Annotated in this window: 18 protein-coding genes; 15 read left to right on the top strand and 3 right to left on the bottom strand. The window is 54.9% G+C overall.

Annotation, left to right across the window (positions count from 1 at the left end; translation table 11 throughout):
• Window positions 1-491 precede the first annotated feature (491 nt).
• The 9 genes from fhuE (at window position 492) to SB719_RS05480 (ending at window position 11,257) form a co-directional block, all read left to right on the top strand.
• Window positions 492-2,666 (top strand): ferric-rhodotorulic acid/ferric-coprogen receptor FhuE, encoded by a 2,175-nt coding sequence (gene fhuE, locus SB719_RS05520; RefSeq protein WP_412159005.1) that lies wholly within the window; start codon window positions 492-494, stop codon window positions 2,664-2,666.
• A 639-nt stretch (window positions 2,667-3,305) separates the two neighbouring features.
• Window positions 3,306-4,505 carry a glycosyltransferase gene (locus tag SB719_RS05515; protein ID WP_412159004.1) on the top strand — a complete coding sequence of 400 codons (1,200 nt, stop codon included), beginning with the start codon at window positions 3,306-3,308 and terminating at the stop codon, window positions 4,503-4,505.
• Between the two features lie 188 nt (window positions 4,506-4,693).
• Window positions 4,694-5,689 carry an MsnO8 family LLM class oxidoreductase gene (locus SB719_RS05510; protein ID WP_412159003.1) on the top strand — a complete coding sequence of 332 codons (996 nt, stop codon included), beginning with the start codon at window positions 4,694-4,696 and terminating at the stop codon, window positions 5,687-5,689.
• A gap of 168 nt (window positions 5,690-5,857) precedes the next feature.
• Window positions 5,858-7,168, top strand: a complete 1,311-nt coding sequence (locus SB719_RS05505; RefSeq protein ID WP_304231514.1) for an LLM class flavin-dependent oxidoreductase — start codon at window positions 5,858-5,860, stop codon at window positions 7,166-7,168.
• A gap of 20 nt (window positions 7,169-7,188) precedes the next feature.
• The gene (locus SB719_RS05500; protein WP_065647342.1) at window positions 7,189-8,121 is read left to right on the top strand and encodes an ABC transporter substrate-binding protein; all 933 of its coding nucleotides are present in this window, start codon (window positions 7,189-7,191) and stop codon (window positions 8,119-8,121) included.
• 9 nt (window positions 8,122-8,130) lie between these two features.
• On the top strand, window positions 8,131-8,640 hold the full coding sequence (locus tag SB719_RS05495) for a GNAT family N-acetyltransferase (protein ID WP_065647343.1): 510 nt from the start codon (window positions 8,131-8,133) through the stop codon (window positions 8,638-8,640).
• A gap of 10 nt (window positions 8,641-8,650) precedes the next feature.
• Window positions 8,651-9,577: an amino acid ABC transporter permease gene (locus SB719_RS05490; RefSeq protein WP_065647344.1), complete on the top strand. Its 927-nt coding sequence runs from the start codon at window positions 8,651-8,653 to the stop codon at window positions 9,575-9,577.
• Window positions 9,561-10,355, top strand: a complete 795-nt coding sequence (locus SB719_RS05485) for an amino acid ABC transporter ATP-binding protein (protein WP_412159002.1) — start codon at window positions 9,561-9,563, stop codon at window positions 10,353-10,355. Before SB719_RS05490 ends, SB719_RS05485 begins: the two co-directional genes overlap by 17 nt.
• On the top strand, window positions 10,355-11,257 hold the full coding sequence (locus SB719_RS05480; protein WP_304231518.1) for an ABC transporter substrate-binding protein: 903 nt from the start codon (window positions 10,355-10,357) through the stop codon (window positions 11,255-11,257). The genes SB719_RS05485 and SB719_RS05480 overlap by 1 nt, the downstream gene beginning before the upstream one ends.
• On the opposite strand, the gene SB719_RS05475 is transcribed toward SB719_RS05480, so the two are convergent.
• Window positions 11,251-12,645, bottom strand: a complete 1,395-nt coding sequence (locus SB719_RS05475) for a putative bifunctional diguanylate cyclase/phosphodiesterase (RefSeq protein ID WP_412159001.1) — start codon at window positions 12,643-12,645, stop codon at window positions 11,251-11,253. The two genes, SB719_RS05480 and SB719_RS05475, sit on opposite strands and share 7 nt — an antisense overlap.
• 337 nt (window positions 12,646-12,982) lie before the next feature.
• On the opposite strand from SB719_RS05475, the gene SB719_RS05470 reads away from it, so the two are divergent.
• The 4 genes from SB719_RS05470 to SB719_RS05455 all read left to right on the top strand — a co-directional run bounded on the left by SB719_RS05470 (window position 12,983) and on the right by SB719_RS05455 (window position 18,137).
• A complete protein-coding gene (locus SB719_RS05470) occupies window positions 12,983-13,543 on the top strand; it encodes a non-canonical purine NTP pyrophosphatase (protein ID WP_065647348.1) in 561 nt (186 codons plus the stop codon).
• Window positions 13,540-14,334: an SIR2 family protein gene (locus tag SB719_RS05465; protein WP_065647349.1), complete on the top strand. Its 795-nt coding sequence runs from the start codon at window positions 13,540-13,542 to the stop codon at window positions 14,332-14,334. Before SB719_RS05470 ends, SB719_RS05465 begins: the two co-directional genes overlap by 4 nt.
• Before the next feature lie 71 nt (window positions 14,335-14,405).
• Complete coding sequence (locus SB719_RS05460) at window positions 14,406-14,729, top strand: YebG family protein (RefSeq protein WP_065647350.1); 324 nt, start codon at window positions 14,406-14,408, stop codon at window positions 14,727-14,729.
• A 1,467-nt stretch (window positions 14,730-16,196) separates the two neighbouring features.
• Window positions 16,197-18,137: a methyl-accepting chemotaxis protein gene (locus SB719_RS05455; protein ID WP_412159000.1), complete on the top strand. Its 1,941-nt coding sequence runs from the start codon at window positions 16,197-16,199 to the stop codon at window positions 18,135-18,137.
• A 39-nt stretch (window positions 18,138-18,176) separates the two neighbouring features.
• Here the strand turns inward: SB719_RS05455 and cybB are convergent, their stop codons facing one another.
• Together cybB and SB719_RS05445 are read right to left on the bottom strand one after the other, a co-directional pair.
• Window positions 18,177-18,716 carry a cytochrome b561 gene (gene cybB / locus SB719_RS05450; RefSeq protein WP_065647353.1) on the bottom strand — a complete coding sequence of 180 codons (540 nt, stop codon included), beginning with the start codon at window positions 18,714-18,716 and terminating at the stop codon, window positions 18,177-18,179.
• 120 nt (window positions 18,717-18,836) lie between these two features.
• The gene (locus SB719_RS05445) at window positions 18,837-19,634 is read right to left on the bottom strand and encodes an SGNH/GDSL hydrolase family protein (RefSeq protein ID WP_065647354.1); all 798 of its coding nucleotides are present in this window, start codon (window positions 19,632-19,634) and stop codon (window positions 18,837-18,839) included.
• 574 nt (window positions 19,635-20,208) lie between these two features.
• Here SB719_RS05445 and SB719_RS05440 point away from each other — a divergent pair.
• Complete coding sequence (locus tag SB719_RS05440) at window positions 20,209-21,336, top strand: acyltransferase family protein (protein ID WP_304231522.1); 1,128 nt, start codon at window positions 20,209-20,211, stop codon at window positions 21,334-21,336.
• Between the two features lie 220 nt (window positions 21,337-21,556).
• On the top strand, window positions 21,557-23,539 hold the full coding sequence (locus SB719_RS05435) for an autotransporter outer membrane beta-barrel domain-containing protein (RefSeq protein ID WP_304231523.1): 1,983 nt from the start codon (window positions 21,557-21,559) through the stop codon (window positions 23,537-23,539).
• The last annotated feature ends 11 nt before the right edge of the window (window positions 23,540-23,550 follow it).

The following is a 23,550-nucleotide window of genomic DNA, read 5'->3' as shown; positions in this document are numbered from 1 at the left end:
CACCCGCTTAGAAAATTCATCTTCTGCAAATTGAATATTTAACAGACATTAAAGTCTATAAAGCGCTCACGCCACGCAACGGGCAGATTAATCCTCACGCGATGGCATCGGGCGTGTGCAAAGCGTTGATGGGTCACCTGCTTTTCCCGGGGCCAGCCAGCGTGTTTCTGTCGCGTTTTGTAATACGTTACCCCGGTAACCGCGCAGGTTGTCGAGATAACCCACCGATAAACAACCTTACTTGCTGAAAATCCATCCTTTTTACTGGAAAGGAAGCGGGCAGAAGCCGTAACAATTTCTTGCAATAGTAATCTTAATGAGTATATTTCTCATTTGTTTTCTTAACTGCGCCTGCCGCCGTCGCAGACATATCCGGGTGAAAACTCGCTGCTGCCCGGCCTATGTTGCGCACCATTCCCGTCAGGAGGCCTGTCTGATATGACCGGCAGGGTGCTCTGACAGATAAACGAAAATGAGAACTAAGGATTGCTATGTCTTTTGAACCGATGCGCGTGCGGGCCGCGGCTGCTAAGGCACAACCTGTGCTGAAATTGTCATTACTTGCGATGCTGGTTGCAGCGGGTGTGGCGCAGGCGGCGGAACAGACCCTGATGGTGGAAACCAGCGCGTCTGACGGGGAAAATCAGAATGCCCGGGATTACAGCGTACCGGTAACGCGCGCAGGCACAAAAATGGCGCTGACGGCGCGCGACATCCCTCAGTCGGTATCGCTCATCAGTAAACAACGCATGGCCGATCAGCAGCTGCAGTCGCTGAATGATGTCCTGTCCGACACGACCGGTATCCGGGGTGTTTCTGCGGATATGGATCGTACCAGCTACTACTCACGCGGCTTTCTCATTGACAACTACATGGTAGACGGGATCCCCACCGCATTCGCATCACGCTGGAACCTGGGCGATGCGCAGACTGATATGGCGCTTTATGAGCGGGTTGAGGTGGTGCGCGGCGCGACCGGTTTACTCACCGGGCCTGGTAATCCTTCTGCGTCAATCAATATGGTTCGTAAGCACGCTGACAGTAAAACGCCCACCGGATCGCTGGAAGCGAGCTACGGCAGCTGGAATAAACAGCGCTATGTCGCCGATCTCTCTGCGCCGTTAACGCCAGAGGGTAACGTACGCGGTCGCGTGGTGGCAGGCTATGAAGATAAAAACAGTTTCATCGAACGCTACGGTTTTGAGAAAAAATTCATTTATGGCGTGATAGACGCCGATCTGACTGACAGCACCACGCTTTCGGCAGGCTACGAATTTACGCAGGTCGATACCGATTCGCCGATGTGGGGTGGGGCACCACGCTGGTATACCGATGGCAGTCAGACGCATCTGCGTCGCGGCTACAATACCGCGCCGGAGTGGGCTTACAATGATAAAGAGAACCGCAAGGTTTTCGTTAACCTGCAGCAGAATTTTGATAACGGCTGGAATATTACGCTCAACGGCACGCATAACGAAATGCTGCTTGATAGCAAGCAGATCTATCTTGACGGGTATTTCAATAAAGTGACCGGGACGGGCAGTTCCGCTTACGCCAATTACCCGGTAGTCGGGGGAACCGGTTATAACACCGGTAAGCGCAAAGTGGATGCCGTAGATGCCTTTGCCAGTGGTCCGTATGAGCTGCTGGGACGCCAGCATCAGCTGATGCTGGGGGTTAACTACAGTCGTCAGGATAATAAATATTACAGCGCCTGGACCAATATATCCGCTGCTGAACTGGGTAATTTCAACAACTTCAACGGCAACTATCCGGAGCCTGACTGGTCACCGCGCGAACCGGCGACCGACAGCCAGCTGGTGCGGCAGAAATCGGTCTATATGGCCACGCGCCTGACGCTCGCCGATCCGCTGCATCTGATCCTCGGGGCGCGTTATACCAACTGGAACCGTCAGGGCATCACCTCTGAACTGGAAGAGAACAATACCACGCCTTATGGCGGTCTGATCTGGGATATCAATGAGGCCTGGTCAGCGTTTGCCAGCTACACCTCGGTTTTCCAGCCGCAGGATAACCTGGACGCCGGCGGCAGCTTCCTGACGCCGATTGTCGGTAAAAATTATGAAGCCGGGGTCAAATCAGACTGGTTTGACAGCCGTCTGACCACCACGCTGTCTGTGTTCCGCACCGAGCTGGATAATGCGCCGGTTGATACCGGGCGTTTCAGCGACAGCGGGAGCGCTATTTATGAAACCACTGATGGTGTTGTCAGCCGCGGCGTTGAGTTTGAAATCAACGGCGCACTGACCGATAACTGGCAGATGACGTTTGGCGGCACGACCTATATAGCGAAAGACAGTAAGGGTGAGGCTTACAACTCACAGCTGCCCCGTACCTCTTTCAATCTGTTTACGCAGTATCGCATACCTCAGTTCGATAAACTGACGCTGGGCGGCGGCGTTAACTGGCAGTCTAAGACCTGGAAAGATATTGGCGGACCTGAGGGTAACGGAAACTGGCGTGTACGTCAGGGAAGCTACGCGCTGGTTGACCTGTTTGCCCGCTACGACGTGACAAAAAATCTCTCATTACAGGCCAATCTGAAAAACCTGTTTGATAAAGAGTATGATGAAAATGTAGGCAGCAGCGGCATCGTTTATGGCGAACCGCGCAGCTACTCGGTGACGGCAAGTTACCGCTTCTGATCCCAACAGGCGCGTTCAGGCGCGCCTTTTCTCCGCTCACAATTAATGATTTTTCCTGATTGAAATCGCGAAGAGCCGGGCCGCAATGCGCAATCGGGCCGGAAAAATAGCGTAGTACCCGGATAAAATAACGCGCCTTACTGTTTAACACGGTTATGGGTTAACCCGTGCGTTTTGTGCAAAACAAAAGCAGCTATTTTTCAGTACATTTTGCCAAAGCCCGGTCATTTCATCTGCAAATCCAGCTAAGCAACTGAATAATAAAAATAAAGACAGTAGAGCGTTGCCCTTTACTCAGTACAGGATTTTGCCCTCATTATCAGACAACAGCAGCTTTGCTAATATTATCAAAGTTAATGGAATAACCTTTAAAGGAGGATGGGTAAAAATTTATTGATAACATTTTCTATGCAATTAAGCGGCAGTATTTTAATTAGCTTGCTATCAATCATTACGGTAACTTTAAAAGTAGTCGTAAAAATAACTAATACAAAATAACACGCTGAAATGTTTTTCGGGGAATAGTCTGAATAACAAAAGAGGAGGCTAATAAAGCATTATACTCGTCAGGCGATCTGCAATTTTAACTTTTTTGAATGCCGGGTTTGTAGTGCTTAAAGTTTATGGCCGGAGTATAAAATGAAAATCATCATTAGCGGCAAGGGATATCCCGAAAAAAGAAATATTGTTACGGATGTTAAAAAAACGTATATCGATTTTCACTCCAGAAATATCTGGACGTATATCAACGCGTTCCGTGGGAAAATTCTTAAACGCAATAAATTGTTTATTTTTTCTGCTCCGCTATGGTCTGCAGGAAACGATAAAAAAGTCGTGCATCTTTTTAACGAGGTGGCCACCAGCCGGGGACGCTGGGTTTCAACATTTGAAACAGAGCTGCCGCGGGTATTACCCGTGCCGGGCGTCGCCAAAACCGCTAATCCACTGTTAAAAAAACTCATGCGCCATGTTGCAGCACCGGACTGTGCCGGCATTATTGCTATTTCAGAAGCAACGCGAAAAATTGAGTTGAAACTGCTGGATGCATTTCCCATCGAACGGGAAGCGATTGCCGACAAACTGCATGTGCTGCATCCGCCGCAGCCGGTCCTCTATGAAGGCGGACGAGCCCCTGCGGCCGATAAAATGGTATTTACCTTTGTCGGCAACGAGTTCTATCGTAAAGGCGGGGCAGAAGTCGTGATGGCTTTTTCCGAACTGATGGATGAAGGCGCGATATCAGCCGATCAGATCAGCGTTAATCTGATCGGTGACATCAAAAAACAGCATAATATTGCGCATCATGAATGGCAGGATGATGCCGATTTCCATCATCAGATTGAAACCCTGATAGCAGAGCGTTCGGTGTTCACCCATCATACGGGATTACCGAATGATGCCGTGATGCAGCTGCTGCGCAATACGCATGTCGGATTGCTGCCAACCTGGCAGGATACCTACGGCTTTTCCGTACTGGAAATGCAGGCGTGCGGCTGTCCGGTAATTACCACTAACGTCAGAGCACTGCCGGAAATTAATCCGGCACAGAGCGGGTGGCTTATCAACTGCCCGCTTAACGACATGTTCGAACTTAATGTTGACACCCTGGCAGAGAAAATGGCGCTGCGCATATTAATCGTGTCGCAGCTCAAGGCGCATATTAAAGCGATTCTGGAAGACAGGATGCGCGTGGCCGATTATTCAGCAGCAGCCGTAAACAGGATCCGCCAGCATCACGATCCGGATAAATTTAACCGCGCGCTTTCGGCTATTTATGGTGCAAAAGATACGCGCAGTTCATTTGACCGCAGCGAGGCAGGCACGCTCAAACGCTCTTAATCTGCATCCAGCTTTTAACCTTTCTTTAATCTGACTCCTGCATTTCCTGCAGGAGTTTTTTTATTTCTGTTCCGGTCAGCCGGGTGATATGCGCAAAACAGCAATAGAACTAACAATATGATGTTTTACGTAATGGAATCATCGCCTGCAAACTAAACGCCATATTCATCAGGACAAGGACAGGGCGTATGTCTTACCAATTAAGCGTGCTCGATAAGTCGCCGGTTGCGGCAGGAGAAAATGCGATACAGGCCCTGGCGCGCTCGCTCAAACTGGCGCAGCTGGCTGAGAAATGGGGCTATAAGCGCTTCTGGGTTGCAGAACATCATAACAGCGAGCAGCTGGCCAGTCCGTCACCTGAATTGCTTATCGCCTGGATTGCCGCGCAGACGCGCACCATTCGCGTCGGCTCTGGCGGCGTTATGCTGCAGCACTATAGCCCCTATAAAGTTGCAGAAAATTTCAACCTGCTGGCATCGCTGGTACCGGATCGCATCGATCTCGGCGTCGGCAAAGCGCCCGGCGGGTTGCCGCTTTCAACGCGTGCGCTACAGCTGGGGGTAAAGCAGAGTGAAAAAGGCAGCTTTGCTGAACAGCTTGCACTGCTCGACAGCTGGCTGACCGCATCACCCTCTGCTGATGAAGAGACGCTGCGCGCCACGCCCCAGCCGCCGCGTCCCGCCAGCCGTTTTTTGCTGGGTGCCAGCGACGCGAGCGCAGAGCTGGCCGCAGAGATGGGCTGGCAGCTGGTTTTTGCTGCACACCATAACGGCGATCCGCTGCAGATGGCGCGCGTCCTGCAGCACTACCATGAACGCAGTCGCAGCGGTCGTGCGCTGGTCGCGGTTCAGGTTGTCGTTGCGGATTCGCCGGCAGAGGCTGAACTGCTTACCGATGCGCTGCGGCTTTATCACGTCAGTATTAAAAATGGCCCGGCGGTGACCGTTGCCAGTCTGGAGCAGGCTGAGCGTTATGTGCGTCAGGGTGAATACACAGATTACGTGATAGAACCGCGCACACCGTCACTGCTAAAAGGAACTGCTGCGCAGGTACATGCTCAGCTGGAGTCGATGCACCACCGTTATGGCATTGACGAATTTATTATCGATACGCCACTCGCCGATGAAGCTGCCCGGTTTAAATCACTGGAGCTGCTGGCCACTGCGCGTATGGCTACGGTTTAAGGAGAGCGTAATGATCCGCTCCGCTTTTCTTATCCGCTTCTCTTTCCGGCATTTGCGTGAGCGATGTTGCCCGGCACAGCGCTGATTCTGTCTGCATAACACCCTTTAACTTTTTTTCGCCCGGCATCCTTCGCGCTGCCGACGGCTCTGCTTTGTCAGGAGTTTATAATGAGTAAAAGAGAATTACGCCTCGGTACAATGCTGCACGGCGCGTCGGGTAATATGTCCGCGTGGCGTCATCCGGCTGCGCAGGCGGACGCCAGCATCAGTTTTGACTACGCCAGAAAAATTGCGCGCAAGGCGGAAGCGGGCAGGCTTGATTTTCTGTTTGTTGCTGACGGTCTTTATATTAATGAAAAATCGATCCCGCACTTTCTCAATCGCTTTGAACCGCTAACGCTGCTGTCAGCGCTGGCGGCCGTGACGAAGCATCTTGGGCTGGTTGGCACCGTCTCTACCTCTTATAGCGAGCCTTTCACCATTGCCCGGCAGTTTGCCAGCCTCGATCACCTCAGCGGCGGTCGTGCCGGCTGGAACGTAGTGACCTCTCCGCTGGAAGGATCGGCAAAAAATTTCTCACGGCAGCAGCATCCGGAACACGCGCTGCGTTACCGGATTGCGGATGAGTATCTGCAGGTGGTGAAAGGCCTGTGGGACTCCTGGGAAGAGGGGGCCTTTGTGCGCGACAAGCGCAGCGGTCAGTTTTTCGATCCGGCAAAGCTGCATACGCCCGATCACCGCGGCGATTTCTTTCAGGTGCAGGGGCCGCTGAATATTGAGCGTACGCCGCAGGGGCGGCCGGTGATTTTCCAGGCCGGCGCCTCGGGTGACGGGCGCCGGCTCGCCGCACGCCATGCGGATGCGATCTTCACGCATCATGCAAATCTGGACGAGGCGCAGGCGTTTTACCGGGATGTTAAACAGCAGCTGGCTGATAACGGACGCGCTGCGGAAGACCTGCATATTTTTCAGGGCGTCAGCGTGATCGTTGGCGATGATGCCGCTGATGTTGAGCAGCAGTATCAGGCTACCGCGCAGCTGGTCTCAGTGCCGGATGCGCTTAATTATCTGGGGCGGTTCTTTGACCACCATGATTTCTCACGCTATCCGCTGGATAAACCTTTCCCCGAGCTGGGTGATATTGGCCAGAACAGCTTCCGCAGCACCACCGATGAAATAAAACGCAATGCACGCGTGCGTGGTCAGACGCTGCGCCAGGTTGCGCTGGAAGCGGCCACGCCGCGTCCGCTGTTTCACGGCACGCCAGAACAGGTTGCCGATGGCCTGCAGCACTGGTTTGAGCATGAAGCCGCCGATGGTTTCATTATCCAGGGCGGTACGCCCGACACGTTTGAACGTTTTGTCGATCGGGTTATTCCGCTGTTGCAGGCGCGCGGGCTAAGCCGGCGCGACTATCCGGGCACCACGCTGCGCGCCAGTCTGGGGCTGCAGACCCCCGTTAATCAGTTCACATCATAAGAATGATCAGGATGCATACGATGCAGAGAAAATCATGGATAGCACTGCTGTTAGTGGGGCTGAGCAGCGCAGCCGTGGCAGAAAACGTAGCCGTCAACGGGCAGCAGGTCAGCGTGGAGGCGAATAAGACGCCCATTAATACCGCTAAAAATGCAGCGGCGATCGCGCAGATCCCGGCCGGACACCGGTTTGCTGTACCTGGCGCGTTTACCGTGGCGGTGGCCGCCCTTAATTCCCCTCCGCTTACCGTGTTCAGCGACGACAACAAAACGCTGCTGGGCAGCGAAGTGGATATAGCGCGTCTGGTGGCGGACAGCCTTGGCCTGAAGCTCAACGTCGTGCCGACCTCCTGGGAAGACTGGCCGCTCGGCGTGGCGTCCGGCAAATATGACGCGGCGATCACCAACGTAACCGTCACAAAAGCGCGCAAAGAGCGTTTTGATTTTGCCACCTACCGTAAAGACTCGCTTGGCTTTTATGTGAAAAAGAGCAGCCCGATTGTTTCGCTCAGCAAAGCGGAAGATATCGCCGGCCTGCGCATTATTGTCGGCTCCGGGACCAATCAGGAAGCGATCCTGCTGGCGTGGGATCAGCAGAATCGCGCAAAAGGCCTGAAGCCGTTTATCCCGGTTTATACCAAAGATGACGCTGCGCAGACGCTCTCACTGCAGGCCGGACGCGCGGACGCTTACTTTGGCCCCAACGTTATCGGGGCCTGGAAAGCGGCGCTGAACGGGCAGACCAGGCTGGCGGGCAGCGTGGATGGCGGCTGGCCAAAAGCGGCACACATCGCGGTGACGGTGAAAAAAGAGAGCGGGCTGGTGCAGCCAGTCAATACGGCACTGAACGGCGTAATGCAAAACGGCGACTACGACAAGGTGCTGAATCGCTGGGGCGAAGGAATCGAGCGACTTGACCGTTCGGAAATCAATCCACCGGGCCTGGGTGACTAAGGGGACAATATGCATTTTTTTCGTGACGTTTCACCCGCAGCGGCAGAGCTGCAGCCGATTATCGCTGGTCTGTTTGGTGAATATGCTGCCCGCTACGGCGATTTTTTCAGCAGCCAGAATGAAGTGGAGCGGGATGAGTGGTTTTTACCTGCGCAGGGGGGCCTGTTCATTGTACTGGAGCGGGAGGGCGAAATTATCGCCATGGGCGCCTACAAGCGCTATGACGCACAGACGGCGGAGCTGAAGCGCATCTGGACGCGTGCCGATCTGCGCCGGCAGGGGCTGGCCTTGCTGATCCTGCAGGAGCTGGAGCGCCGTGCGCTGCGCGCCGGCTATCAGCGTGTTTACCTGACCACCGGTTTCCGTCAGCCCGAGGCGGTACGCCTTTATATTGGTTACGGCTACCAGCCACAGTTTGCCCTGCTGGAAGATATGGAGGTTTATGGTCTGCCGCCGCACGATGGCCGCCTGCGCTTTCTGAAGATAATGGATGTCCACGCTGCGGCGCAGGCGAGCTGAGGAGTAAAAAATGAGCGAAACGCAAAAACTGACCGTGGTACCGGCACGTTATCCGGCGCGCAGCCTGGGCGCGGTGGCAGCGCTGTTTATTCTGGCGGCGGTGGTAGATTCCATCGCATTCAATCCGCGCTGGGAGTGGGGCGTATTTGCGCGCTGGTTTTTCGACCCGGTGATCCTGAACGGGCTGGGGCAGACGCTGCTGCTGACGCTGGCGGGCACCGTACTGAGCCTGATTTTCGGGGGGCTGCTGGCGCTGGCGCGGCTCTCCTCCTCATGGCTGCTGAGCACGCTGGCGTTTGGCTATATCTGGCTGTTCCGCTCGCTGCCGCTGATTGTGGTACTGATCATTCTCTATAACTTCTCCTATCTCTACGACACCTTATCGCTGGGTATTCCGTTTACGCCCTGGTCGTGGGGTCACTTTCAGACGATCAATGTGCTGGGCCAGTTTCCGGCGGCGGTGATTGGCCTGACGCTGGTGCAGAGCGCCTATAGTGCAGAGATTATCCGCGGCGGGTTTCTCGGTGTGGATCAGGGGCAGTTCGAGGCTGCATCAGCGCTGGGGCTCTCTTCTTCGCGCCGGACTTTTCGTATCATTCTGCCGCAGGCGCTGCGCGCGATCATTCCTACCACCTTTAATGAAATCATCAGCCTGGCCAAAGGCACGTCAATGGTTTACGTGCTGGCAATGCCCGAGCTGTTTTACACCATTCAGATGATCTACAACCGCACGCAACAGGTGATCCCGCTGCTGATGGTGGGCGCGGCCTGGTATCTGATTATCACCACGGTGCTGTCGCTGCTGCAGCACAGCGTTGAGCGCTCACTGGCGCGCAGCGTAACCCGCGAGGCGCCGCCATCGCGCTGGCGGCAGTGGCGTAACCGTTACTCAACCCCTGCTGTTATTGAGGAGCGCACTCATGTCCGAAGCCATTGATTACCGCCCGTCCTGTACTGCCGGGGCTGTCACAATCACCGGCGTCAGTAAGTCGTTTGGAAAACACAAAGCGCTGGATGCCGTGTCGCTGTCGCTGGCACCGGGATCCGTGACGGTTATTCTCGGGCCATCCGGCTCCGGCAAGTCCACGCTGCTGCGCACCATCAATCATCTGGAGCGGGTCGATGAGGGCTTTATTCAGATCGATGATGACTACATCGGCTATCAGCGTCGCGGCGATAAACTCTATGAACTTAAAGAGCGGGCGATACTGCGTCAGCGGGTAAATGTCGGCTATGTTTTTCAGAACTTCAACCTTTTCCCGCACCTCACCGTGCTGGAGAATCTGACAGAAGCGCCGATCGCGCATCGACAGCTTTCGCGGCGCGCGGCCATTGAACGCGCCGGTGAGCTGCTGGACACGGTAGGGCTGCGGCATAAAGCCGACGCCTGGCCGCGCCATCTCTCGGGTGGCCAGCAGCAGCGTATCGCGATTGCGCGCTCGCTGATGCTCAATCCGCGCGTGATGCTGTTTGATGAGCCGACGTCGGCACTGGATCCGGAGCTGGTGGGTGAGGTGCTGGACGTCATTAAAAAGCTGGCGCGCTCCGGTACCACGCTGGTCATCGTGACGCATGAGATTGGCTTTGCACGTGAAGTAGCAGATAACGTGGTGTTTATGGTTGACGGACGCGTGGTTGAGCAGGGCAGCAGCGTGCAGGTGCTGAATCAGCCGCGTCACGAGCGCACCCGACGTTTTCTGGCGCGGGTGCTGTGATGACGCGGTTCATACTAATGCTGGTGGTATCCGGCCTGCTGTTTTCAGCCGCGCAGGGCGCGGCGCTGGATGCGGCTGATAATGAAACGGCGATTCATATTGCCGCCGATCCGCAGGCGATAGCCAGAATTCCGGCAAACTATGCGTTTGTTCATCCTGGCTTTCTGACGGTCGCGACCAGCGCCACTAACTCACCGCCCATTGGATTGTGGGCGTCAGATAACAAAACGCTGATTGGCAGCGATCCCGATCTGGCGCGGCTGATGGCTGAAAGCCTGGGTCTCAGGCTCAGACTGGTTCCTGCGTCGTGGGAGGAGTGGCCGCTGGGCATCAGCGCGGGACGTTATGATGTGGCCATGTTTAATATCGCCGTAACCGAAGAGCGTAAGCGCAAATTTGATTTTGCTACTTACCGGGCTGACAACCACGCCTTTGCCGTCCGGAAAGGGAGTGATATCACTGCGATTACCGGACGGCAGGATGTTGCAGGCCGGCGCATTATTGTCGGATCCGGTACTAACCAGGAGAAGATCCTGCTGGGCTGGGATGCGAAAAACCGCCAGGAGGGATTAGCACCGGTGCAGCCTGTTTATCTTAATGATGACGCCTCTGCCACGCTCGCGCTGTTGTCCGGACGCGCGGATGCCACCTTTGGCCCACAGGCGGTGGCAGCGTGGAAAGCGGCATCACGCGGGCAAACGGAGGTTGTTGGCCACGGTCCGTACCGGGCATGGGTAGCGGTCACCACCAAAAAGGGCAACGGGCTGGCTCCGGCGCTGCAGCAGGCGGTCAATCATGCCATTGCCAGCGGGCAGTATCAGCAGGTGCTGACACGCTGGGGAGAGCAGGATGAAGCGGTAGCGCAGTCGCAGATCAACCCGCCGGGCATTGTTTATCAGTAGGGACGGGTCGCACCGCGGCCCCGTTTCTCGCCCTGATATTTTTTCACCCAGCTTACCACCTCTGCCGCCGGCAGAGGCCGGGCAAAGTGATAGCCCTGAAAAAACTGGCATCCCCGGCTGCGCAGGTAGTGAAACATCTCTTCGCTTTCAACGCCTTCAGCCAGCACGTTTAATCCCATTTCGCGCGTCAGCTCAATCGTTTTATGTACCACAATAGCGGCTGATTCATTGTCAAAAATATGCATAATCAGGGACTTATCAATTTTGATATCGTCAATCGAAAAATCGCTAAGCGATTTCAGCGATGAGTAACCGACGCCAAAATCATCAATCGCCCATTTTACGCCGAGCTGGCTGAAATGCGCGATAACGTCGCCGATATGCTGCTGATCGTAGATAAACGTGCTTTCGGTGATCTCAAATTTAAGCCGCTGTGGCTGGATCCTGTAACGCGAGAGCAGCAGCAGGGTTTCCGCGGTGAAGTCGCGATGCATCAGCTGCAGTGGACTGATATTAACAGAAAACACCAGTTCGCCGGCGTGCCGGAGGCGCTCCCAGGCCGCGATGTGCTGCAGCGTGCGCTCCATGACCCAGTGACCAATCTCAATCATCAGGCCACTTTTTTCCGCTACCGGGATAAAAACGTCCGGTGAAATAAACCCTTTAACCGGATGTTTCCAGCGCAGCAGCGCTTCAAATCCGGTCAGGTGCTTACCGGCATCCACTTGCGGCTGAAAATAGAGCTCCAGCTGCTCCTGAGCGATGGCGGCGGAGAGTTCGCGTTTTATCAGGTCAGTTTCAGAGTAATCACCGCGAAAGGTCAGGGCGGTCAGCAGCAGAGAGATCATGGGAACAATACAGTTAACGATGTAGAAACTGGCTTCCGCCGGCAGCGTAAAATGAAACGATCCCTGCTGCCAGGTCAGGCCGGTCAGGGTAAAAATGAGGTAACAGGCGAGGCAGATTAGCGGAAATATTTTGCTGAGATAGCGCGGCTGCTGTCGCAGGACGAGTGCTGAGCCAATGGTCAGCGCGATCAGATAATTACAGGCCGAGGGTTTAACGGCAGGATGGTCATTATCCAGCAGTAGCAGAGCTGTAATGATAAACAGCAGTGCATGCGTGACGATCGCCAGATGCCGCTGCAGTTTGCCGTGAAAGGCAACGGCGCAGATATAGAGGCCCAGCGCCACGCCCAGATAGTAGAGCGACGGTATTGCCGGCGAACGGCTATGGGCGTTAAGCAGCGCCATATAGAAGCCTGAGGTAGTGCTGGCCACCCCCGCAATCAGCAGCGTAAAGCGCAGCTTCTTTTCTGCGCTCTCTCCCTTCAGGCTAAAGGGCAAATTACGTACGCGCGAATAGCCCGCAGTCAAAAACGCGATCATCACTCTGCTCTGTAATTGATTAGTTTTATTGTATTCAGGAACGCTATCTTAGCGCTAAGCGAGACGGCTGTCATAGCGCTTTTTCTGCGCGTTGATCTGCTCCGGAGATTTGACATTGGAGATGATATTTATGCGTGGCGGGGGGTTATCACGCAACTTTTCACGGAAGCGAACCGCTAACTGCCTGCGCTTAATTGCGCGCGCGGTTGTCCCTTCTCCCGGTCACGGAGTAGAATCATTCAGGGCACAGCTTGATGTGCTAAACATAACAACAGGCGAAAAACAGCCGGATCACCTTACTAATGCAGTTTAACCCTACTTAATATTACTGGTTGCAATGAAAATTCGTTTCTTATCGGCTAACGAGCTCAAACTCTCTGAAGTGCGTACCATCCTTGAACCGGTAGGGGTGGAAGTGGTGCCTATCGCCCGGCGAATTGAAGAGATTCAGACGGAAAATGAGGTTGAACTGGTACGCGATAAGCTGACCAAAGCGTTTTCCATTATCGGGCGGCCGCTGTTTGTCGAGCATACCGGCCTGTTTCTGGACGGGCTTAACGGTCTGCCAGCCGGACTGACGCGCATCTTCTGGAGCCGGCTCAATGCCGACCGCTTTACCAAACTGGTGCGCGGCCTTGATACCCCCTGCGTGACGGCAAAAACCATACTGGGGTATTGCGATGGCCGTAAGATGTATCAGTTTGAGGGACAGCTGCGTGGTCGCATTGCGCCAGAACCGGCCGGGCCGCAGGAGTTTCAGTGGGACTGCGTGTTTATCCCGGAAGGGCATACACAGACCTTTGCCGAAATGGGGGATTTAAAAAATGAGATCTCCAATCGACGGCTGGCACTGGATCGCTTTGCCGCGTTTCTCAAAACCGCGCGGGGGTATGTATGAAGCCGGAACTTAAACGCGCCTATGATGCCGGCAAACTGATCCTGTTTGCCGGCGCCGGCATCTCCCGCAATTTCGGTCTGCCGGAGTGGCATGAGTTAATTGCTCATCTGGCAAAAGAGCTGGGCTACGATCCTAAAATATTCAACACCTACGGCACGCATCTGTCACTGGCGGAATATTACAAACAGCGCAAAGGCTCACTGGGGCCGCTGCGCAGCTGGATGGATCGCGAGTGGCACCGCCCCGATATCGACGTGCGCAGCTCCGAAATTCATACCATGATCACCCAGGGTAATTTTTCGCGCATCTATACCACCAATTACGATCGCTGGCTGGAAATGGCTCATGAAGCCCACAACGTACCTTATAGCAAAGTGGCTAACGCCGCCGATCTCGTCTCACTGACCGAAGATAAGCGCCATATCATTAAACTTCACGGTGATTTTGACGACGATACGTCGATTGTGCTGGATGAGAGCAGCTACTTTGAGCGCCTCTATTTTGATTCTCCGCTGGATATCAAACTGACGCACGACGTGATGGGCAACTCTGTGCTGTTTGTTGGCTACAGCATCAGCGATTTTAATATCCGTCTGCTGTTCTACCGGCTGACGAAAATGTGGGGACGCACCGGTCTCGCTACCGCCCGGCCTAAATCGTATCTTTTTACCAATCGCAATAATCCGGTGGCCAAAGAGGTACTCGGCCAGTGGGGAATTGAGATGATTGTGTCAGAAGAGGACGATCCGCGAAAAGCGCTGGCAGCCTTTCTGGAGGAATTACTCGCCTGAACCACAGGCAGGCTTGCTCATCGCTGCATAACAGAATATACTGTATATAAATACAGTTAATGAGGTGCATCATGGCAGTCGAAACCAAATACGTTGTAGTCAGAAAAGGTGAAGAGAAGATGACGTTTGCCAGTAAAAAAGATGCCGATGCCTGGGATAAAATGCTCGATATGGCAGATGCCTTTACCGACTGGCTGCAGCAGATCAAGCCAGAGCTGGCGGATGCAGAAGCGGAAACCTGGGGCATGCTGCTGGCAGAGCAAAAAGACGCGGTGCAGCATATTCTGCGTACCAGCAAACTGCCTGACGCAGCTGCAGACAAAGATGCTAAACCTGACGTGAAAGAGGCGGAATCTGCCCCTGAAAAAAAAGTGCGCGCGGTTAAAGCGGCCTGATTGTTGTGATGCACCCCGGCGCCGTCTTTGTGACGGCGTTTTGCTGTCGGGGATTAAGCTTTGATTTGATAGCGCGTGCTGCGACCACCGCCCGGGAGTTTTCCAGACAGCTTTTTGCCACCCGCCCTGTTCAATACCAGGTTGCCGTCGCTTGACTCACCTTTAACACTTTCTGATTAAGCATGAAAAAGCCCGGCGTACGGGCCGTTTATCAGTGTGAAAAGAGTGAGAAGGTGCCTGAGTAGTAGCTTACCATCCAGACAATATAAACCAGCCACACCAGTAAAAGTCCGGTTAACCCCATTTTACCTGTCATTGTATGCTCCTGTGATTGTAAGGGCGGAAAGTCTGCAGGAGATACGTTGACAGCAGTTGTACGCCGGGATCTTGCGCCAGATCAACCCGCCAGTGAAATAGGTGATTAATTTCGCAGGGGCGGCACGCACCGAACCCTGTAGGGGCGGCATTTATGCCGCCCTGGTTACGTCACGCACCGAACCCTGTAGGGGCGGCATTCATGTCGCCCAGGCTGCGCCACGCGCCGACCCCTGTAGGGGCGGCATTCATGCCGCCCTGGCCGCGGCACGCACCGAAACCAGGGTCGCATGAATGCGACCCCTACGGGCAATAATCTGCAGGTGCGGCACGCACCGAACCCTGTAGGGGCGGCATTTATGCCGCCCAGGCTGCGCCACGCGCCGAACCCTGTAGGGGCGGCATTCATGCCGCCCTGGCCGCGTCACGCACCGAACCCAGGGTCGCATGAATGCGACCCCTACGGGTATTAATCTGCAGGTGCGGCACGCACCGAACCCTGTAGGGGCGGCATTTATGCCGCCCAGGCTGCGCCACGCGCCGAACCCTGTAGGGGCGGCATTCATGCCGCCCTGGCCGCGTCACGCACCGAACCCAGGGTCGCATGAATGCGACCCCTACGGGTATTAATCTGCACGGGCGGCACGCACCGAAACCAGGGTCGCATTAATGCGACCCCTACGGGCATATCTGCAGGAGCGTCACGCACCGAGCCCTGTAGGGGCGGCATTCATGCCGCCCTGGCCGCGGCACGCACCGAACCCAGGGTCGCATGAATGCGACCCCTACGGGTATTAATCTGCACGGGCGGCACGCACCGAACCCAGGGTCGCATGAATGCGACCCCTACGGGCATATCTGCAGGAGCGTCACGCACCGAGCCCTGTAGGGGCGGCATTTATGCCGCCCTGGCCGCGGCACGCACCGAAACCAGGGTCGCATTAATGCGACCCCTACGAATAATAATCTGCAGGGGCGGCATTTATGCCGCCCTGGTCACATTGTACGTTACTGGTCTCTGAATGTTTTTTAATCTTATCGGGTATGCCATCAAGTTCAGCACGATCGGGCCGATAGAGTGATAAAGGATCGCTGGTGGCCCAGGACGTGGCGCAACTATTGCACTGCTTTGCTAACCCCAGGAGCGCCATCATGGCCACACACGCACGTATAACGAAAAAAATGCGTACCCGTACTCAAATGCTGCTGACGGGCGCCGTCACCATTACCTGTGGCTTTGCCATCACCATTGGCGTGCTCAGCTGGCAATCCAGCAGAGAACAGAAGTCGCTGGCTGAAAACTACCTGCAGCAGATTGCGCAGAGTCAGGCGTTGCAGATTCAGCAGGAGCTGAGCTATGCGCGCGATGTTGCGCACAACCTCGGACATAGCCTGATTGCGCTGCCGGCGGCAGGCATCAGTGACCGGAAAGTGGCGGACCAGCTTCTTATCTCCGCGCTGCGTGATAATCCTGACTACCTCTCTGTTTCAGTCATATTTGAACAAAATGCGTTTGATGGCCGCGATGCGGAGTTTGCCAGCCAGTCAGGTGCGGCGCCTCAGGGGCGCTATGCTTACTTTGTCGATCGCGACGGCAGCGGCAGCTTCAGGCTGCATCCTCTGGCCTCCATACTGACGCCGGGCCAGGGCGATTACTATCTGCTGCCGCAGAAAAGCCGTAAGGATACGCTGATTGAACCCTACAGCTACGCCTACAATGGCGTACCTGTGTTGCTCACATCTGTGGCCACTCCCATCATCAGCCAGGGCAAACTCTGGGGCGTAGTGACCTCTGATATCTCACTGGCGGCGCTGCAGGCGCGCGTTAATAAGATCAGGCCCTGGGAGGGCAGTGGCTATGCGATGCTGCTCTCCAGCGGAGGCAAGGTAGTCTCCTATCCTGACCAGACACAGACCGCGAAACGCTGGCAGGGAGAGACGCACGCGTTCAGCCGGGCCGTTACTGAACAGTATGACGCCATACTGGGTGAAGCAGCGCTGATAACCTGGCAGCCCGTTACTATCGGCAGCAGTGACCAGCACTGGTACCTGGGCATCGTTGCTCCGGTGAGCAAAGTCATGGCGGCGGCACATCGTCAGCTGATACACGCGCTGATTCTGATGCTTATCAGCATCGTTACCGTAAGCGTGCTGCTGGGATGGGTATTTAGCCGCAAAGTCCTTAAGCCGGTTGGCGGCGAGCCGTCAGAAGCCACGGCTATTGCGCTGGCGGTTGCCGGAGGCAGGCTTAATAATACTATTCCGCTGGCATCGCAGGATAGCAGCAGCCTGTTCTATGCGCTGCATACGATGCAGACACAGCTGCGGGATATGGCGGGTCAGATTCAGGATGCCAGCGCGTCAGTGCGACAAGGCGCAGGTGAAATCGCCAGCGGCAACCTCGATCTCGCGTCGCGTACAGAAGAGCAGGCGGCTGCGCTGGAGCAGACCGCGGCCAGTATGGAGCAGATCACCGCCACAGTGAAACACAACGCAGCGAACGCGCATCAGGCAACCACGCTGACAGAAAACGCCACGCATATTGCCAGCCGCGGTGAAACGCTGGTGGGAGAAGTTGTGCAGACGATGGCGCAGATAGATAACAGCGCGAAAAAGATTGGCGACATCACTGCCATTATCAACAGCATTGCATTTCAGACGAATATTCTGGCACTGAACGCGGCGGTGGAAGCCGCCCGCGCAGGTGAGCAAGGACGCGGTTTTGCCGTAGTAGCCTCTGAAGTGCGTAACCTGGCACAGCGCAGCGCCGGCGCGGTAAAAGAGATTGCCGCGTTAATCGAGGAGTCCGGGCAGCATGTCAGCAACGGCGTCGGACTGGTGCAGCGGGCGGGTAAAACCATGACCGAAATGACGCAGGCGGTCAACTCAGTGCGCAGTATCATTGATGAGATTGTTATCGCCTCTGATGAACAGGCACGCGGCATCAGCCAGGTCACCATTGCGGTGAATGAGATGGATGGCGCGACGCAGCAAAACGCGGCGCTGGTTCAGCAGATGTCGGCGGCAGCAAGTTCCCTTGAGGATCAGGCGGCGCAGCTCGCGCATACGGCCGCACGCTTTACATTAAGCTAGCCGACGCGCCCGGCAGCGTGCCGGGCGCGCGAAAAGCCATTAACGCGGTTTGCGCGCGGGCATCATACGCAGCAGCGTATTGTCTTTAAACAGATAGTGATGCGCCAGCGCCGCCAGCGCGTGAAGACCGATCAACCAGTAACCCAGCGGCACCAGCGTTTCATGCCAGTCAATCAGCGTATCAGCCAGGTCCGGATCGGGCGCTGCGCTGACCGGCATCGGAATGCCAAAAATCCACCAGTCGCGGCCAAGCCAGAATCGGGAAAGAATGCCCAGCACCGGCAGGGTAATAAACAGCAGATAGATCGCCAGATGGGTAAGATGTGCCAGTCCGGTCTGCCAGTGAGCAGGCTTTGGCACAATAGCTGGCGTACGGTGACGAAACCGCATGACCAGTCGTGACAGCATCAGCAGCAGCACGCAGCTGCCGGCAGAGAAATGCGTCACCACCATGAAGAGACGCTGCCAGGAGCCGCGCGGCGCCAGGCCGCGGAACTCCATGGTGCAATAAGCGAGAACAATTAAAATAAAGGTCAGCCAGTGAAGCAAAATCTGCGCAGGGGCATATTTTGTGCTCATCATTCCATTCCATTCGGTACGAAGCGGTAGTGCTACAATAGCCGAAAGCAGAGTGAAAAAAATGCCCTTTCTGCGTCATCCTGACCTGAATGATATTACTGCAGTGCCGCAGGCTAAAACTCAGCGCCGGGCAACCTGCTGTGCATCATTACCGGACTTACCGGCTGCCGCAAGCTCATCATTGAAACGGGCGGTCAGAACGGAGTAGGTCTCCTCAGCTTTCATGCGATAGAGCTTTTCAGAGGGATGAATACAGTCAGGTGACATCAGCGACTGCCACTCTTTCATCTGCAGAATACGCTGATACTGCCGTGCCAGCGGCAGCGACTCGGCGCGTGCCAGCGCGTCGAGTTTGGTGACATAAGGCGCAACGTTCCACTTCTTTGCCCCCCCGCAAATCGGATGCGGTTCCTGTAACACGACCTGTTTACCCTCCTCGCGGGCAATAGCGATCAGCTCCGTCATCACCTTAGTATACTGGTCCGGACTGACGATATATTTGGCTTCGGTATCTTTAAAATGGAAGTGTCGCGCATCGTTAGTCGCGAAGTTCAGCAAAATTATTTTAGCGGGCGAGCGCTGCATTTCTTCACGCCAGCTTTTATTCTTTTTATAAAAGTATTTCGGGTGCAGTAAATCCATCGCCTGAGCCGAAGCGGCTCCCTTATTTACCACACGGATGCCCGGACCATACTTTTCGCCAAGCCATTTATTTATCAGGGCAATCTCATTGTCTTTGATGTTGATGTTATGTTGTTTGCCATTCTCTCTGACAGCCATTGCCCCCAGCGTGCTTGAACCACCGTAAGCTTCAATAATAAAGTTATTACTGGTATCAGGCGCGTTCGCCCATGCGCTATTTTGCAGGACAAATCCGGTAACCAATAATGAAGCAAAACGAATCAGTGAATAAGGCATAGCAAATTTCCCGCCTGGTGAGGCTCAACAATATTTAATGGATCGGTTAATGAAAGAGTGAAATGTAACCATAACAGCTGTGATACAGGTCATACAATCTTAAAGCGTGAGGAGAAAACCAAAATCAGGTTAATTCTTAAACTCTGGTAATAACGTTGTGAAATGATTTTTCTAATCAGCAGGATAGGCAGGGGTACTGTTATAATTCATGGTCCTGATATTTAGCGGCAAGCGCAGCGTATTCTGCTGATTCAGAACAACCACGCTAAACCTTTTCATCAGACGTCTCAGTCAGAATCTGACGCCGGAAAAGCGCTCAGGCCAGGAGCACGCTGACTCTTCGCTAAAAAAAGATGCTGACGGCGTAGCGTGGAGCCCGCATAACGCATTAACTCTCTAACAGTTTCAAACAGATAACGCTGCTTTACTGAACAGGTCCGTAAAAATGTTACAACTTTTACACAATAGCGAAATTCCTAATCGTTAATCATAAGAATGTATACAGAATTTTCTGGTATTACCTGACCCACGATTAACTTATATTTCGCTCACAATCCCCATCAAGGTATGCGATGTGAAAACACAATCCTTTTTGTCCAGCCGAAATATCGGTCTGGATCTGCTGCGTGCCGGGTTAATTCTGGAAGGTGTCTTGTTACATGCTTCAAGAAGTTTACCCGGTGAAAACCCCTGGTATTATACGGCGCAGCGCGATCCTGCTGAGATATTTATTGCGCTGGTAAGTATGTTTCATACGTTCAGGATGGAAGTGTTTTTCTTTTTATCGGGGATGTTTTCCGCCCTCATTATTCTTCGTAAAGGGCAGCAGTTTTTTACCGAGAATCGTCGCAAACGCGTATTAGTTCCGCTTATTTCAGCCTATTTGTTTATTCCGCCGCTGATGTATTTTATCACTGGTCAGATAAATGACAGGCCTTACTCGCTGGAAGGCTGGCTGAACAGCTACACCATGATGCACCATTTGTGGTTTCTGGTTTCGTTAAGCATCATGTCACTCGCTGTACCTGGCAGCTTTTATCAGTGGAGCGCGCGCCAGTTGGGTAAACTCTCGCTGCCCATGCTGATTGCGCTGCTGGTTGTGCTGGGTAACGCCTGTTTCGTGCTGAAATTCCTGGTCAAAGGGCGCGGTGAATTTGTTGAGCTGATCCCGATTACGGCACGTTTCCTGGTCTACTACACGGCGGGCTATGCGCTGTATATCAATCGCGAAAAGATTGCGCATTACGCGAACAGCAAACTGATGAACAACTGGCTGATTGCCGCGCTGGTGGCTGCCGTCTGGGCAGGCTGCTACTACATTGCGCATAACCATATTAGCGGTGTGGTCAAGTATGTGCCGGTAATAATGGGCAGCGTGCTTTCAGCCATGCTCTCTTACTGGATGGTATTCACCTTTGAAAAAATTCAGGTTAAAGAGAACCGCATACTGACCGCTATCGTGGATTCAGCCCTGATCATTTATCTGCTGCACTATCCGGTGGTGATCGCCTTCTCCTGGCTCATTGATGACTGGCTGCCTGCCAACTATGCCGTGCTGTATGTGCTGATTGATTGTGCCATTGGTATCGGGCTGAGCGCCGTCTGCTACTGGTTTATCAAACGCTCACGCGTGGCCTCTATGATGTTTGGCCTGAAGCCAAAAGCGAAGAAAGTGCCGGTGCCGCTCGAAGCCCGCATGTGATCCGTTTCACCCGCCAGCGCGTCAGCTGGCGGGTACGGTATTATCCCGCCCTGAACCCCATTATTCTGACGTATACCGCAAAACCCCGGTCACAATCTGGTAAATGCCTTTCTCAATGTCTACACCTTTCCTGCAATACCACCCCGCCTGCGGATGAGCCGCATGCGCATTCCGCCTGTTTAGTCGCCAGCGTGGCGATCGGGTATTTCAGGAGTCAGATATGCGTCATTCCCGTTTTACACCTTCGGCACTTGCCGGTGCCATTGCTCTGACTGCCGTTGCCGCAGCACCTGCTTACGCCTGGGATAGCCTGACTGTATTTGGCGATAGCCTGAGCGACAGCGGTAATGTGGGTCGCTTTACATATGATGGTGCACGGCATCCCCTGTATGACGACATTCTGGCAGCTGACCTCGGCCAGTCACTGCGGCCTTCATCGCAGGGCGGCAGTAACTATGCAGAGGGCGGCGCAGTCACCGTGCCGGCGCTTAACCCGGCGTTAAATACCCAGGATCAGCTTGCGCGCTGGCTGCAACTGAATAACGGTCGCGCGCAGAGCAATGGCCTTTATATTCACTGGGCAGGGGCTAATGATATTGCGGCGGCGGTGCTGGCAAATCCGCTGACCGCGCCGCAGACCGTTGCTGTCAGCGCCAGCGCGGCAACGGCACAGGTCAGAACGCTGCTGGATGCGGGAGCCGGCGCGGTGATTGTGCCCAACGTGCCCCAGCTCGGCACAACGCCGTTAATGGTTGAGACAGTCATTCAGCTGATTAGTCCGCTGGGTGATTCAGCGCTGCAGGCAGCGTTTCAGTCACTGAACGCGACGCCGGTGCTGAGTACGGCTGCCCGCGAGCAGGCTATTCAGACCGCATTCAGCCAGGCGGCGGGTGAAGTGTCGGCGATCCCTGCCGTACGCGAGGCGCTGGCGCAGCAGCTGTTTGCGCTCTGGCAGGTATTGAGTGAGCAGGTGACGGCACTCTCTGACGGCTTTAATCAGCAGGAGGAAGCGGGGCTGGCCGCGCTCAGAGGCAATATCGTGCGTGCTGATATTGCCGGCCTGCTCAGTGAAGTGATTGCCGATCCTGCGCGCTATGGTTTGACCAATACCATTGGGATGGCCTGTCCGCCAGGCACATCCGCTGCGGAGTGTACCTCTGCCACGCCAGGCTTCAGTGAGGCGCAGCGCTTTCTGTTTGCTGACCGGCTGCACCCCTCACCGGCGGTACATGCAATGATTGCGGATTACATCCGCTCGATTCTTGAGGCCCCGGCGCTGGTCTCGTCACTGACCGCCGCCCCGACGGGGCTGGCCCGTGATATGCAAAATACGCTGGAGGGACATCTGCAGCAGCAGCGTCAGCAGACGCCGGATGCCGGTGAATTTAGCGTGTTTGGAGGCTATGCGGGACAGCACGCTGACTATCGCGGTGGCGATCGGCTGACGGGCGATGCCACTCGTGCCAGCCTGACGCTGGGGATAGGGTATCAGCTGACCGATAGCTGGCAGGCGGGGTTGCTGCTGTCACGCAGCGATCAGCGCCAGCATCCTGACGAGCGTTACACCTACAAGCTGCGCGGCAATCTGGTGGCGCTCTACAGTCAGCTGACGCTGTTTGACCAGGGCTGGATCAATGCAGATGTGCACTACGGCGATCTCAGCTATGACAGCATTGAACGCCGTATTCACATCGGGCCGGCCACCCGTACAGAGCAGGGGAACAGCAGTGGTAAACTGCTTGGTTTTCGTGTGCAGAGCGGCTGGGATTTTCCGCTGACTTCCCATCTCTCTACCGGTCCGGTTGTGCGCTATGCACTCGATTACACGCGCGCCGGTGGCTACCGTGAAAACGGAGACAGCAGCACCGCCATGCGTTTTTCTGATCAGACCCGGCACACGCAGACTGGCGCAGCTGGCTGGCGCATCGACACCTCGCAGTGGCCGGTCAATCCGTGGGCGGAAGTTACCTATAATCGCCAGTTTGGTGACGCTGAGAGCAGCGTTCGCGGTGGGCTGAAATCAACCCGCACGGCTTTCACCCGCACGGTAAGCAGCGGTGATAATAACTGGCTGGAGGCGGCAGCGGGCGCCTCTGTGCCGCTGACAGAAACCGTCAGCGCGTTTACCGGCGTTTCTGCTATCAGCGGCAATAGCGATCGGCGGCAGATAACATGGAATATAGGCCTTAACGCCACGTTCTGAAGGTGAACAGG

It is taken from the genome of Pantoea sp. SIMBA_079, assembly GCF_046940275.1.
GTDB lineage: Bacteria > Pseudomonadota > Gammaproteobacteria > Enterobacterales > Enterobacteriaceae > Pantoea > Pantoea borealis.
The sequence above is the reverse complement of the archived record's forward strand: the minus strand, read 5'-3'. Positions and strand labels throughout refer to the sequence as shown.

What these genes read in the sequence shown, in the direction of transcription:
- fhuE (WP_412159005.1), top strand. Translation starts at nt 492, where the DNA reads ATGTCTTTTGAACCGATGCGCGTGCGGGCCGCGGCTGCTAAGGCACAA.
- SB719_RS05515 (WP_412159004.1), top strand. Translation starts at nt 3,306, where the DNA reads ATGAAAATCATCATTAGCGGCAAGGGATATCCCGAAAAAAGAAATATT.
- SB719_RS05510 (WP_412159003.1), top strand. Translation starts at nt 4,694, where the DNA reads ATGTCTTACCAATTAAGCGTGCTCGATAAGTCGCCGGTTGCGGCAGGA.
- SB719_RS05505 (WP_304231514.1), top strand. Translation starts at nt 5,858, where the DNA reads ATGAGTAAAAGAGAATTACGCCTCGGTACAATGCTGCACGGCGCGTCG.
- SB719_RS05500 (WP_065647342.1), top strand. Translation starts at nt 7,189, where the DNA reads ATGCAGAGAAAATCATGGATAGCACTGCTGTTAGTGGGGCTGAGCAGC.
- SB719_RS05495 (WP_065647343.1), top strand. Translation starts at nt 8,131, where the DNA reads ATGCATTTTTTTCGTGACGTTTCACCCGCAGCGGCAGAGCTGCAGCCG.
- SB719_RS05490 (WP_065647344.1), top strand. Translation starts at nt 8,651, where the DNA reads ATGAGCGAAACGCAAAAACTGACCGTGGTACCGGCACGTTATCCGGCG.
- SB719_RS05485 (WP_412159002.1), top strand. Translation starts at nt 9,561, where the DNA reads ATGTCCGAAGCCATTGATTACCGCCCGTCCTGTACTGCCGGGGCTGTC.
- SB719_RS05480 (WP_304231518.1), top strand. Translation starts at nt 10,355, where the DNA reads ATGACGCGGTTCATACTAATGCTGGTGGTATCCGGCCTGCTGTTTTCA.
- SB719_RS05475 (WP_412159001.1), bottom strand. Translation starts at nt 12,645, where the DNA reads ATGATCGCGTTTTTGACTGCGGGCTATTCGCGCGTACGTAATTTGCCC.
- SB719_RS05470 (WP_065647348.1), top strand. Translation starts at nt 12,983, where the DNA reads ATGAAAATTCGTTTCTTATCGGCTAACGAGCTCAAACTCTCTGAAGTG.
- SB719_RS05465 (WP_065647349.1), top strand. Translation starts at nt 13,540, where the DNA reads ATGAAGCCGGAACTTAAACGCGCCTATGATGCCGGCAAACTGATCCTG.
- SB719_RS05460 (WP_065647350.1), top strand. Translation starts at nt 14,406, where the DNA reads ATGGCAGTCGAAACCAAATACGTTGTAGTCAGAAAAGGTGAAGAGAAG.
- SB719_RS05455 (WP_412159000.1), top strand. Translation starts at nt 16,197, where the DNA reads ATGGCCACACACGCACGTATAACGAAAAAAATGCGTACCCGTACTCAA.
- cybB (WP_065647353.1), bottom strand. Translation starts at nt 18,716, where the DNA reads ATGAGCACAAAATATGCCCCTGCGCAGATTTTGCTTCACTGGCTGACC.
- SB719_RS05445 (WP_065647354.1), bottom strand. Translation starts at nt 19,634, where the DNA reads ATGCCTTATTCACTGATTCGTTTTGCTTCATTATTGGTTACCGGATTT.
- SB719_RS05435 (WP_304231523.1), top strand. Translation starts at nt 21,557, where the DNA reads ATGCGTCATTCCCGTTTTACACCTTCGGCACTTGCCGGTGCCATTGCT.